Origin of the sequence: [Clostridium] celerecrescens 18A (assembly GCF_002797975.1) — a bacterium.
Classification (GTDB): Bacteria; Bacillota; Clostridia; order Lachnospirales; family Lachnospiraceae; genus Lacrimispora; species Lacrimispora celerecrescens.
Map to the genome: position 1 here is coordinate 2,303,783 of NZ_PGET01000001.1, position 12,727 is coordinate 2,316,509.

Below are 12,727 nucleotides of genomic sequence, written 5' to 3' on the forward strand. Positions count from 1 at the left end.
AAACCGGGGACCCTCCGGCTGGATAAACCCAGTCATCACGGCGGCCCCCGTTTCTATTAGTATCCATTTTTACTCCGTGTATTCTCCCCGGATGTCCTCCTTAGGCGGCTCAATGGGATAATCTCCGCTAAAGCATGCGGTACAGATCGGAAGTCCTTCTGCCATTTCATTCAACCGCTCAATATTTAAGTAAGACAGAGAATCCGCTCCCAGAAGATCCCGGATTTCTTCAATGGTTCTGTTATGTGCCATCAGCTGATCCTCATTAGGTATATCGGTTCCGAAATAACAGGGGTGAAGAAATGGCGGGGAACTGATCCGGATATGAACCTCCTTTGCCCCTGACTCCCGAAGCATGCCTACAATAAGGGCGCTGGTCGTTCCGCGGACTATGGAATCGTCGATCATAATAACCCGCTTCCCCATTACCGCTTCCTTTAACACATTAAGCTTGATTCTGACCGCAGATTCCCGGTTGCTCTGCTTTGGCTTTATAAATGTCCTGCCAACATAAGAATTCTTTACAAAAGCGGTCCCATAAGGGATCCCGGACTGAAGGGAGTATCCGAGCGCAGCGGCGTTGCCTGATTCCGGTACACCGACCACAAGGTCCGCCTCCACCGGAGAATCCATGGCCAATGCACGGCCGGCGCACATCCTGGAATGATATACGCTGACACCGTCAAACACGCTGTCTGGCCTGGCAAAATAAATATATTCAAAAATACATCTGGCTTCCTTTGACTTATCCGCAAGGCAAAGACTTGTATCGGAAACGATGCCCTCCTTTGTAATGGTCACGACTTCTCCTGGGCGAACGTCCCGGACAAACTCTGCGCCAAGAGTATCAAGGGCGCAGCTTTCCGATACCAGAATATAGGCGTTATCTCGTTTTCCAATACACAAAGGCTTAAATCCATAGGGATCCCTGGCTCCGATTATCTTACGGGGACTCATTATGACAAGGGAATAAGCTCCTCTAAGCTTTTTCATGGCATTTACTACAGCAGCCTCAACGGTTGCAGCTTTCACTCTCTCCCTTGCAATATGGTAAGCGATCACCTCTGAATCAATCGTCGTCTGAAAAATGGCTCCGTTATACTCAAGCTCACGTCTTAACTCCGGCGCATTAACCAGATTGCCGTTATGAGCCATGGCCAATGTTCCTTTCAGATAATTAAGTACAAGCGGTTGGGCATTCTCCCGTGTGCTGCTGCCTGCAGTAGAATAACGAACATGACCCACGCCGATGTCGCCGCGGAGGCCTTCTAAAATTTCCGGTGTAAAGACCTCATTACATAACCCCATCCCCTTATGGGCGCTTACCTTTGCCTTAGAACTGCCGGTATCGCTGACCGCGATTCCGCAGCTCTCCTGGCCTCTGTGCTGTAATGCAAGCAATCCATAATAAATAGTGGAAGCAACGTCGCCGCCGTCAAAATCGTACATTCCGAATACGCCGCATTCCTCATGCAGCTCATCCTCAAAATTGAAATTCAATTCGTTATTCATTTGATGTCTTTTCCTCTTTTCTGCCCATGCCCTCTGGGCATACAGGTAATACCCGTAAGGTGATCCTCTTTCCTGCCCGTTTTATTGGGCATGAAGGTAACCCGCAGGTATTTCTCTCTATGCTGTTTACCGGATGCCAAGACGGCGGAACACTTCCTCGTATGCGTCCTCCACGCCTCCTAAATCCCTGCGGAAACGGTCCTTATCCAGCTTTTCATGGGTATCCTTATCCCATAGTCTGCATGTGTCAGGAGAAATCTCATCAGCCAGTATGACCTGTCCATGATAACGGCCGAACTCAATCTTAAAGTCAATCAAATCAATGTTTAAACCGTCAAAATATTCTATCAGAACTTCATTTACTTTAAAGGCATATTCTGTAATTTTGTCGATCTCTTCCTGAGTGGACAGATTTAGAGCCAATGCGTAGTAGTCGTTGATGAACGGGTCGCCCAGATCATCATTTTTATAACTGAATTCAAGTGTCGGACAAGCGAATTTCACACCTTCTTCCATTCCCATCTTCTTGGCGAAGCTTCCTGCGGAATAGTTTCTGATGATCACCTCAAGGGGGATGATTTCTACTTTTTTCACTGCAGTCTCCCGGTCGTTCAACTCTTCCACCAGATGAGTGGGGACGCCTTTGGCTTCCAGCTTTTTGAAAATAAAGTTGGTCATCCGGTTGTTGACCGCTCCTTTTCCTACAATGGTGCCTTTTTTTAGACCATTAAATGCTGTGGCATCGTCTTTGTATGAAACAACCAATACATCCGGATTCTCCGTTGTATAAACCTTTTTCGCTTTTCCCTCATACAGCAATTCTCTTTTTTCCACGGTATCCACCTGTCCTTTACTGAATTAATTTATAAGTTTTTCAAATAAAACTATGGTGTTTCAGTAGAAATTATAATACAGTAAAAATAGGATTGCAACTGGTTTTATTATTATAAATACTTATGACCCATCTATGATTTTGTTTCTCAATCAGGTCCTTGGAGGATCACACGTTCTATTTTTTGCCAAAACGTAACCCTGCCTTCCTTCCAGTCTACAGAAAGTCCCTGTTCTTTTGTCTCCCCGGTTTTCCGGCCCCAAAAGGCTTCAATAAACGATTCCTTATTAACTTCTTCCTCTCTGTAAACGGGAAGAAATTCATGAGGATTACTAGCAAATATTTCTTCATACGGCAGGATAAATACTGCCGCCTCCATAAGGATCATAAGCAGCAAACCTTTTCTCAGACGGATATTGAGGCCCTTCTTATGAGGAATCGCTTGTTTAAGACTTCTCCACGGCTTCTTCCTTTTATTATTATACCGCTGATATTTAAAATAATCAAATTTCCTTTTCATGGACGTTTTGCCTCTCTGCCGGGAAGGCTTGTTATTATGGCATAGTCATTGAATATTTGGCCAGAATATGGTCTTTCTGATATATAAAATAGAATGCTGATTAAATACTGCAAGATATGTCTCAATCATATTATATCTTATAATAAAAAAAGCTTCAAGCATAGATTCCTTGCCTGAAGCTTTTTTATTGAAAATCTCGTTCTATTATGGTGCTTTTGTGGCTCCTGAAGTAGGCTGGCCATTGCTTTCCCCTGTAATTTTGTCAACCCCTTTTTCTACATCATTAACAACACCGTTAATCACACCAGTGCTCTCATTTGCTCCTGTGCCTGTTGTTTCAGTCATAGTAGTAGTTTCAGTAGTAGATTTGGTTGTTGCTGCTGCAGTTGTCTGGGTTGTTGCACCAGTGGTGCCTGCTGAGGTTCCATTGTTTCCTTTTGTGGTTCCGCAGGCAGTCAGACACATTACTGTCATAATGACAATAAGGGTAATTGCATAAGGTTTTATCCTTTTCATAATACATTCTCCTTTCATTTTCTACGATTAGTATGTGTAAAGGAAGAACGAATTATGGTGGAAGATATTGGAAAATTTATGATTTTATAACATCTTTCATGGTATATAGTCCCGGAGCTTTTCCTGCCAGGAATTTTGCCGCAGAAACAGCACCTTTTGCAAAAATAGCCTTGGAGTATGCAGTGTGATGGAAGGTAATGATCTCATCTGTTCCGGCAAAAATTACATCATGTTCCCCGACAATCGTTCCTCCACGGACAGACTGGATCCCGATCTCCTTTTTATCTCTGGCCTTTCTGACCTGGCTTCTGTCATATACATAATGATATTCTTGATCCATGGCCTCATTAATGGAATCCGCCAGGGCAAGAGCCGTTCCGCTTGGGGAATCAAGCTTTTTATTGTGGTGCTTTTCCAGTATTTCAATATCGAATCCTGAGGCCGCAAGGACCTGGGCTGCCTCTTTTACCAGCTTCATAAGCAGGTTGACGCCAAGAGACATATTGGCGGACCTAAGGACCGCAACATGACCGGAAGCCTCCTCAAGCTTTTTTATCTGTTCGTCCGAAAGTCCGGTAGTACATACTACCACAGGTATTTTTTTCTTGACGCTGTAATCAAGAAGACTGTCCACTGCTTTAGAGGAGGTAAAATCCACGATCACATCTGCCTCTTCCCCGCAGGCTTCCAGTGACGGAAATACCGGATACTGGTTCTGCCTGGTATCATGGGGATCGATACCCGCAACAATGGTTAAATTCGTTTCCTCTGCCGCAATCTGGGATACCACCTGACCCATGGCCCCGTTACAGCCGTGCATTATCATCCTAATCATGCTATCCTCTTTTCTTCTATAGGTATATCGTTTACCGATTATAAAATTCCATACTCTGTCAAGGCTTCTCTTAATCGTTCCTGATTCTTAGGTTCCATCTCAGTAAGAGGCAGACGCATAGGACCTGCAGCCTTTCCCATAAGATTTAGGGCCGCTTTAACCGGAATAGGATTAACCTCGCAGAATAAGGCATTGATCAGAGGAATAGCAGCAAGCTGAAGAGCAGCGCTACGTTTTACATCTCCCTTAAAATAGCACTCACAGATTTCATGGGTCTGGGAAGGCGCAATGTTGGAAAGAACGGATATAACACCTTTTCCTCCCAAGGAAAGCATGGGGACGATCTGATCGTCATTGCCGGAATATAAATCCACACGGCCGTCCGTAAGGTTCATGATATCCGCTATGGCTGAAAAATTTCCGCTGGCTTCCTTTACCCCAACAATGTTAGGGACATGTAAGCATAAATCCGCTATGGTCTCAGCCGCTATGGTTACCCCGGTTCTTGCAGGGATGTTATAAAGAAGAATGGGGATCTTCACCATATCAGCAACTGCTTTAAAGTGAGCCTTCAGTCCATTCTGAGTTGCCTTATTGTAGTAAGGAGACACGAGAAGAAGCCCGTCAGCACCTTGTTTTTCTGCCTCTTCAGACAGGTAAACAGCCGTCTCCGTGCAATTAGAACCGGTTCCTGCAATGACTGGAATCCGCTTTTTCGTTACCTGGCATACGAATTTGATCACGTCCAGATGTTCCTCATGAGTCATGGTGGACGCCTCGCCTGTTGTACCGCATGCAATGATAGCGTCCGTTCCCAGAGCAATCTGTTCTTCTACCAGTTCCTCCAGCTTCTCATAGTTTACATCTCTGTTTTCCTTAAATGGTGTGACAAGAGCTACACCTGCGCCTTCAAAAATTGCCATGATATCTTCCTCCTGATTCTTTTTCATCATACTCAGTAAACTATCATCCGGCCCATACGGGTCGTACGCATCCGTAGCGGAGCGTTTTTTTCACCGGATTTAAACTCCTATGAATTAAAAATAGAGCTGACAACAGGGTCAGCTCTTAAAGTTTAGAATCTGGTAATCTCATCCTTCTTTAAGTAGCTCCCCATCCAAAAGGATGACAGTCATATGGCTCTTAACCATATGCCCAGAACAAGCATGCTCAGGCCATACCGTTCTTCGGCGTTTCTTCCTTCCCCCTGCCCTCATCTGTACCTGATACATCGGACAGGGTACTTATAAGCAACGCAACCTCTACTCTTATATGTATGTTACCATACTATCATTATTATATTGTGTTGTCAACTTTAACATGGTTGATTTCCAGAATACTGTCTACATACGGTTCCATTTCCTTTTGAAAAACCTTACCGGTTAATATGACTTCCATCTCATCAACTTTGGACTGAAGCAGCTTTGTAAGCTCCTCTGCCTCTATGATTTTCTGGTCCAGAAGTCCGAGGATTTCATCCAGGATCAGCATATCGCATTCTCCTGTTGATACGACCTTTCTGGCGAAATTCAGACCGTTGCGGATATTCATCCGCTCCTCTTCCTGCTGTTCTTTAGAAAGGCTTTCAAAAAAGCAATCAGACTTTTCAAACCGGAATATTTTCATCTCGGGTTCCAGGCGTTTCATAATATCAAAAGAATCCCGTCCGGGACAGCCCTTTAAAAACTGTATCATGATCACAGTTTTGTTTTTTGTCAGAGCTCCGATTCCCATACCCATAGCGGCTGCAGTCTTTCCTTTACCTTCCCCGCATATAACCTGTATCGCACCTTTATTCATCCTTAAGCACCTCATAACAGCTAAAAAGCAATTATTTACATATTATGTTAGAACCTGCTTATAGTATCATAATTTTAATACTTTTGCAAGTTTTCTTACCGTTTCCTTAATATTTCCCAGCGAAAGGGCATGCCTGTAAGGCGTTCCACATATTTATAAATAACAGCGTTTACTCCGCACATTCCAGTTTGCTGACTGATACTTCATAAGCCACTCTTTTTTCACACTCTGTTTCAGTTAATTTTTTGGTGTATTCCCTGCTCTGGACTCTTCCCCATACTTTTACTCTTGTTCCAACTGTGAATCCGGAAGCATATCTGGCATTTCTTCCCCATGCGATGCAGGGTATGTAATCTGATTTTCCATATGGGCGGTTAACTGCGAGGAGCAGGTCCGCAATTTCCCTTCCCAAAGGTGTTTTTCTGTAAATGGGGGCTTTGCATATGTATCCATCCAGAAAAATTTGATTGGTCTTTGTATAATCCGTAAACTCTTCTATAAAATGAACTTCTCTCACAAAAACAGAAAGCACCAGCCGGTTTTTTGTTCCTTCATGACGATTATAGGAACGGAACTGACCAATGGCTTCCACCGTTAAGCCTGAGTAATCTCCTTCCACGTCAATAAGACGTTCTGAAATCATGAGCGGTATGATATCTGCCTGTTCACTAAGACGATTTACCGCAACATCCACCATATAGAATCCTTCTCCAAATACTTCATGGCTGAAGGTGAAGCCGGAGACGATCTCTCCGATGACGCTCACTTTGTTGTTTTCAATCATTTTTTCTGACATTGTATTTCCCCTCTTCTTTCACTTATTTGCTAATATGCTTCACAGCTAATATTAAATTTATGTGAGAGAATGCTCTAAAATGATAGAAAACAATCCAAAAATATCGACATATCAGGGCAGAATGCGCCGGAAAATAAAAGAAGATACTGCTTCTTTGCCGAATTTTCGGCTAATGAAAGCAGTATCTTCCTTTAAATTACAATTTACGTCAATTACTTTTTATTAATAGATGACCTTTTTCTCAAGGTAGGATCTAAAATTTTCTTTCTGATCCGAAGGTTTGAGGGGGTGATTTCTAAAAGTTCATCGGTATCAATAAAGTCAAGACACTGTTCCAGGCTCATATCTCTTGGAGGTGTCAGTTTAAGAGATTCATCTGCACTGGAAGAACGGGTGTTGGTCAGTTTTTTCGTCTTACAAACATTGATTTCGATGTCTTCCGCCTTTGGATTCTGTCCGATAACCATTCCGGAATAAACCTTTACTCCAGGCCCGATAAACAGATTACCTCTTTCCTGGGCGCCGAACAAGCCGTAGGTAATGGATTCTCCTGACTCATAAGCGATCAGGGATCCTGTCTTACGGTAGGATAACTCTCCCTTAAAGGTTGCATAGCCGTCAAATGACGTATTCATGATTCCGTTTCCTTTTGTATCCGTCATGAACTCTCCCCGGTAGCCGATCAGACCTCTGGAAGGAATTGCAAATTCCAGTCTTGTGTAGCCTCCATTGGCAGGACTCATGCCCTGAAGCTCTCCCTTGCGGCTTGTAAGCTTCTGAATGACTGCACCGGTAAATTCCTCAGGCACATCAACATAGGCGATTTCCATGGGCTCTAACTTGTGGTTTCTCTCATCATAATGGTACAAAACCTCAGCCTTGCTGACAGCGAATTCAAAGCCTTCTCTTCTCATGTTCTCGATCAAAACAGACAGATGAAGCTCCCCGCGGCCGGAAACCTTAAAGCAGTCCGGAGAATCGGTCTCTTCCACCCGAAGGCTGACATCAGTATTCAATTCCCTGAATAAGCGCTCTCTGATATGGCGGGAGGTAATGTATTTTCCTTCTTGTCCGGCAAGAGGGCTGTCATTTACCATGAAATTCATGGCGATCGTAGGCTCTGAGATCTTCTGGAACGGAATCGCCTCCGGTTTTTCCGGAGAGCAAAGGGTATCACCGATGTGGATATCCGCTATTCCGGAAATGGCAACAATGGCACCGATGGTAGCTTCCTGAACCTCTACCTTATTAAGGCCTTCGTATTCATACAGCTTTCCAACCTTAACCTTACGGAATTTATCCGGATCATGGTGGTTTACGATCACGCACTCCTGGTTCACTCTGATCCTGCCGTTATCCACCTTGCCCACGCCGATACGTCCAACGTATTCATTGTAGTCAATGGTGCTGATTAGCAGCTGGGTATTTGCATCCGGATCACCTTCCGGAGCCGGTATCTGATCAATGATAGTCATAAACAAGGGAGCCATGTCGGTTTCCTCATCATCAAGATCTTTTTTAGCAAATCCGGCCTTTGCGGAAGCATAGACAAACGGACAGTCCAGCTGTTCTTCGCTGGCATCAAGGTCCATGAGAAGCTCTAATACTTCTTCCTCTACCTCCATGGGCCTAGCCTCCGGACGGTCAATCTTATTGATACAGGTTACTACAGACAGTCCTAGTTCCAATGCCTTCCGAAGCACAAATTTCGTCTGAGGCATAACTCCTTCATAAGCATCTACAACCAGGATTACGCCGTCTACCATCTTTAAAACACGCTCCACTTCGCCGCCGAAATCCGCATGGCCAGGGGTATCAATGATGTTGATCTTGGTTCCGTTGTAATGAACAGCCGTATTTTTGGATAAAATGGTGATTCCCCGCTCTCTCTCGATATCATTGGAATCCATGACTCGTTCCACGACTTCCTGATTCTCGCGGAAAATGCCGCTTTGCTTAAGCAGGGCGTCTACCAGTGTTGTTTTACCATGATCGACGTGGGCAATAATCGCCACATTTCTTACGTCTTCTCTTTTCATCTTCATAAATGTACTCTTCTTTCTCTTCTTTAAACAAAGAATGTACCCCGGCCTCCCTGAGGATATACCGGCCAAAGTACATTTTTATAATACAGGCAATCCTGTTCCCATATCATAAAAAACTAAGGACCAACTCTGCCCTTAGTTTCATTTACATTATCACGATTATCCAGTATATCATCCTATATTTCATATTGCAAGATTTTTTCTTCTTTTTTCGACAGTTTCTTAAAGCTTCCCTTCTTTATCCCGGAAACAGAACTACCTCTTTATTAAAAATAACGTAATAGACCTCTCCTGACTGAAGGAGTCCCGCTTTCCCGCCTGTCACCTCTGTAATATCGGCCCGAAGCTTATCTAAGGCCTCATCAGGAACCAGGGCAGTAAGCTCTACCCGGTCAGTGTATTCAGATCCAAGAGTCGTGATTTCCCGCTGCCCCAGAAGATACTGAATCTTTCCAATTCCGTTATAATCCGTAGTAATAGAAAGCTTTACCGCCGGTTTTGCGGTTAAAGCCGTACAGGTCTTTAACCCTTCCTGCACTGCTTTTGAATAAGCTCTTACCAGGCCTCCTGTTCCAAGTAGAGTTCCTCCAAAGTACCGGGTCACCACTGCACAGAGGTTTACAAGCTTTTCGCCTTCCAGAACATCCATCATGGGTTTTCCCGCAGTCTGGCTAGGCTCCCCATCATCACTCATGCGCTTTTCCTCCCCACCCCTCCCGATAATCCAGGCGTAGCAGTTATGTCTCGCATCCCAATATCTTTTTCTTGTTTCCTCTATAAATGCCTGTGCTTCTTCCTCTGATTCCACAGGTTTTAAATTAGCAATGAACCGGGATTTTTTCTCTGTAATTTCTCCAGTGCCGCCCTGATACAAAATCCTGTAAGACTTTCTCATAAACATCCTCATTTCTTCTTTTTAACCAACCACCCCCATTATACCCAAAAGTATAAGCCCAGGCAAGCTTCCATGTATATTTTGCCGCATTATCTCCAAAAATGGTAGGTGTTGAATTGTACGACAATTTTTGGTATAATAAATCGGTAATGCCTTGCAGGCATACCTTTATGCCCAAAAAACGCGGGCAGTAAAGTGGAAACACCCTGCGGGTATACCTTTATGCCCAAAAACGCGGGCAGTAAAGTGGAAACACCCTGCGGGTATACCTTTATGCCCAAAAACGCGGGCAGTAAAGTGGAAAGGAGATTTCCTATGAATTATGGCAAACAATCAACAGAAAAAAAGATCCGATCTGCCAATTCAAAAGCAAGGAAATATACCACTAAGGTCTTTCTTGCCTTTTTAAAGAGTCTATTTGTGCTATGCTTATTCGGCAGCATTGTTGTTGCCAGCATCTGTTTCGGCATGGTAAAAGGAATCATAGACAATGCTCCTGAGGTAGATATCGCAACCATTGTTCCAAATGAATATGCAACAACCGTCTATGACAGCGCCGGCAACGTCACTGAAACCTTGGTAACTGCAGGTTCCAACCGGGAGGAAGCCAGTTATGAGGAACTTCCGAAGAATCTCGTCAATGCTTTTGTTTCCTATGAAGATGCCCGGTTTTGGGAGCACAATGGAATCGACTTGCGTTCCATTCTCCGCGCCGTCAGGGGTGTACTGACAGGGGATTCCACCGCAGGCGGGGGAAGCACCATTACCCAGCAGTTAATTAAAAACAGCGTATTTGGAGGCGGAATGGAAAAAAGCTTCGGAGAACGGCTGGAGCGAAAGCTGCAGGAATGGTTCTTAGCCGTTAAGCTGGATGAGGCCATGTCAAAGGAGCAGATCATAACCAACTATATGAATACCATTAACCTGGGCAACAATTCCCTGGGGGTTAAGGTGGCTGCCAGAAGATACTTCAATAAGAACATATCGGACTTAACCTTATCAGAATGCGCAGTCCTTGCAGGGATCACCCAGAACCCTTCAAAATTTAACCCGATTACAGGGCAAAAAGCCAATTCGGACAAGCAAAAGGTTATTCTACAGTATATGCATGACCAGGGATATATCACAAAACAGGAAGAAGACGAAGCCCTGTCCGATGATGTTTATTCCAGGATCCAGAACGTAGATACCGCCACCAAGGAAACCTCTACCCCATACAGCTATTTTACAGATGAACTGGTGGAGCAGGTCAAAAAGGCCATGAAGGACCAGTTAGGTTATACGGACACCCAGGCCCACAACATGCTTTACAGCGGCGGCCTATCGATTTATACCACTCAGGATCCTGCGATTCAGGCCATTGTAGACGAAGAAATCAACAATCCTGAAAACTACTCTGCCGCCAGATATTCCGTTGAATACAGGCTGTCTGTTACCCATAAGGATGGAACGACCACACATTACTCCGAAGAGAATATAAAACGTTATCACAAGGATAACGGGGATACAGGATTTGACGGTTTATATAATTCCGAAGAGGCGGTCCAGGCCGATATAGACGGGTATAAGGCTTTTCTTTTAAAAGACGGGGATACCATTATAGGGGAAAGTCTTCACAAGACATTGCAGCCTCAGGCTTCCTTTGTTCTCATGGATCAGAAAAGCGGAGAGGTAAAAGCCATAAGCGGCGGACGGGGACAAAAAACAGCCAGCTTAACTTTAAACCGGGCCAGCGGCACATACCGTCAGCCAGGTTCAACCTTTAAAATACTGACAGCCTTTGCACCTGCCATTGACACCTGCGGAGCCACCCTGGGGTCTGTTTATTATGATTCCATCTATACGGTGGGCAATAAGACCTTCTCCAACTGGTACAGCTCCGGTTATCAAGGTTACTCCAGCATACGTGATGGAATTATCTACTCCATGAACATCGTGGCAGTCCGCTGCCTGATGGAAACCGTAACGCCTCAGCTTGGTGTGGAATATGCCAAGAATTTCGGAATCAGCTCCTTAACCGATACCGATTATAACCCGGCACTGGCCCTTGGAGGAATCACCACCGGCGTTTCCAACTTGGAACTGACCGGCTCCTTTGCTACCATCGCCAACGGCGGTGTTTACAAAAAGCCCATATTTTTTACCAGAATACTGGATCATGACGGAAAGGTGTTAATTGACAATACGCCGGAAACCCACCGGGTACTAAAGGATTCCACCGCATTCCTTTTAACTGATGCCATGGCAGGTTCCATGGAAAGCAGCAGAAAGTTCTCAAGCTCGGGACCAAGTTCCACCAGCGCCTCCGCTCGCATTCCCGGCATGTCAGGAGCAGGAAAAAGCGGTACCACCTCCGCAAACAATGATATCTGGTTTGTAGGCTACACCCCTTATTATACCGCCGGTATCTGGGCCGGCTGCGACGACAACCAGAAATTGACGAAGCAAAACGGAGGCACCTCCTTCCACAAAGCCATATGGCGGAAGATCATGACCAGGGTCCATGAAGGAATGTCCGATCCTGGCTTTCCGGTGCCTGACAGCATAGAAACCGCTCAGATCTGCCGTAAATCCGGTAAACTTGCAGTCTCAGGCGTCTGTAACAACGATCCCAGAGGCAATGCGGTATACACCGAATATTTTGCTAAAGGAACGGTTCCCACCGACGTATGCAACAATCATGTACGTGCAACGGTCTGCTCCGTATCCCATCGTCTGCCAACTCCTTACTGTCCGGAACGGACCACCGCCATATTCATGGCAATTCCTGCAGGAGAAGAAGGGGCAACGGATGACTCTAAATTTGCAATGCCAGGCTATTGCACCATCCATTCTGCTAACTCCATTATCCTTCCTCCAGGAGATAATCTGGATTCACCAGGCGGACTTCCGCAGCAGTATGGACCCGGACATACACCCCAGAATCCTGGCGGCACAACGCAGATACCTCCCTGGGGAGGCTATTAAGAAAAGTAT

Annotated in this window: 11 protein-coding genes and 1 riboswitch; of the genes, 1 reads left to right on the forward strand and 10 read right to left on the reverse strand. The window is 45.0% G+C overall.

Translation table 11 applies throughout. The annotated features are described in order from the left end of the window. Positions 1–69: 69 nt before the first annotated feature. The 10 genes from purF to H171_RS10730 all read right to left on the reverse strand — a co-directional run bounded on the left by purF (position 70) and on the right by H171_RS10730 (position 9,751). A complete protein-coding gene (purF, locus tag H171_RS10685) occupies positions 70–1,512 on the reverse strand; it encodes an amidophosphoribosyltransferase (RefSeq protein ID WP_100305130.1) in 1,443 nt (480 codons plus the stop codon). 126 nt (positions 1,513–1,638) lie between these two features. Then, on the reverse strand, positions 1,639–2,346 hold the full coding sequence (gene purC, locus H171_RS10690; RefSeq protein ID WP_100305131.1) for a phosphoribosylaminoimidazolesuccinocarboxamide synthase: 708 nt from the start codon (positions 2,344–2,346) through the stop codon (positions 1,639–1,641). 146 nt (positions 2,347–2,492) lie between these two features. Next, entirely contained in the window at positions 2,493–2,864 is a 372-nt protein-coding gene (locus H171_RS10695; protein ID WP_100305132.1) for a hypothetical protein, read from the reverse strand. Between the two features lie 204 nt (positions 2,865–3,068). Beyond that, positions 3,069–3,380: a hypothetical protein gene (locus H171_RS10700; protein ID WP_100305133.1), complete on the reverse strand. Its 312-nt coding sequence runs from the start codon at positions 3,378–3,380 to the stop codon at positions 3,069–3,071. A 76-nt stretch (positions 3,381–3,456) separates the two neighbouring features. Continuing rightward, positions 3,457–4,215 carry a 4-hydroxy-tetrahydrodipicolinate reductase gene (gene dapB, locus H171_RS10705; RefSeq protein ID WP_100305134.1) on the reverse strand — a complete coding sequence of 253 codons (759 nt, stop codon included), beginning with the start codon at positions 4,213–4,215 and terminating at the stop codon, positions 3,457–3,459. A gap of 38 nt (positions 4,216–4,253) precedes the next feature. Further along, positions 4,254–5,138, reverse strand: coding sequence for a 4-hydroxy-tetrahydrodipicolinate synthase (gene dapA / locus H171_RS10710; RefSeq protein ID WP_100305135.1), 885 nt, complete (start codon positions 5,136–5,138; stop codon positions 4,254–4,256). A 175-nt stretch (positions 5,139–5,313) separates the two neighbouring features. Then, a riboswitch (Lysine riboswitch) is annotated at positions 5,314–5,488 on the reverse strand. Between the two features lie 23 nt (positions 5,489–5,511). Then, the gene (locus H171_RS10715) at positions 5,512–6,015 is read right to left on the reverse strand and encodes a cob(I)yrinic acid a,c-diamide adenosyltransferase (RefSeq protein ID WP_100305136.1); all 504 of its coding nucleotides are present in this window, start codon (positions 6,013–6,015) and stop codon (positions 5,512–5,514) included. 169 nt (positions 6,016–6,184) lie between these two features. Continuing rightward, a complete protein-coding gene (locus H171_RS10720) occupies positions 6,185–6,811 on the reverse strand; it encodes a single-stranded DNA-binding protein (RefSeq protein WP_025232438.1) in 627 nt (208 codons plus the stop codon). A gap of 212 nt (positions 6,812–7,023) precedes the next feature. Next, positions 7,024–8,856 carry a translational GTPase TypA gene (typA, locus tag H171_RS10725; RefSeq protein WP_100305137.1) on the reverse strand — a complete coding sequence of 611 codons (1,833 nt, stop codon included), beginning with the start codon at positions 8,854–8,856 and terminating at the stop codon, positions 7,024–7,026. Positions 8,857–9,094: 238 nt separating this feature from the next. Next, on the reverse strand, positions 9,095–9,751 hold the full coding sequence (locus tag H171_RS10730; protein WP_100305138.1) for a YigZ family protein: 657 nt from the start codon (positions 9,749–9,751) through the stop codon (positions 9,095–9,097). A gap of 315 nt (positions 9,752–10,066) precedes the next feature. On the opposite strand from H171_RS10730, the gene H171_RS10735 reads away from it, so the two are divergent. Next, the gene (locus H171_RS10735) at positions 10,067–12,718 is read left to right on the forward strand and encodes a transglycosylase domain-containing protein (protein ID WP_100305139.1); all 2,652 of its coding nucleotides are present in this window, start codon (positions 10,067–10,069) and stop codon (positions 12,716–12,718) included. The last annotated feature ends 9 nt before the right edge of the window (positions 12,719–12,727 follow it).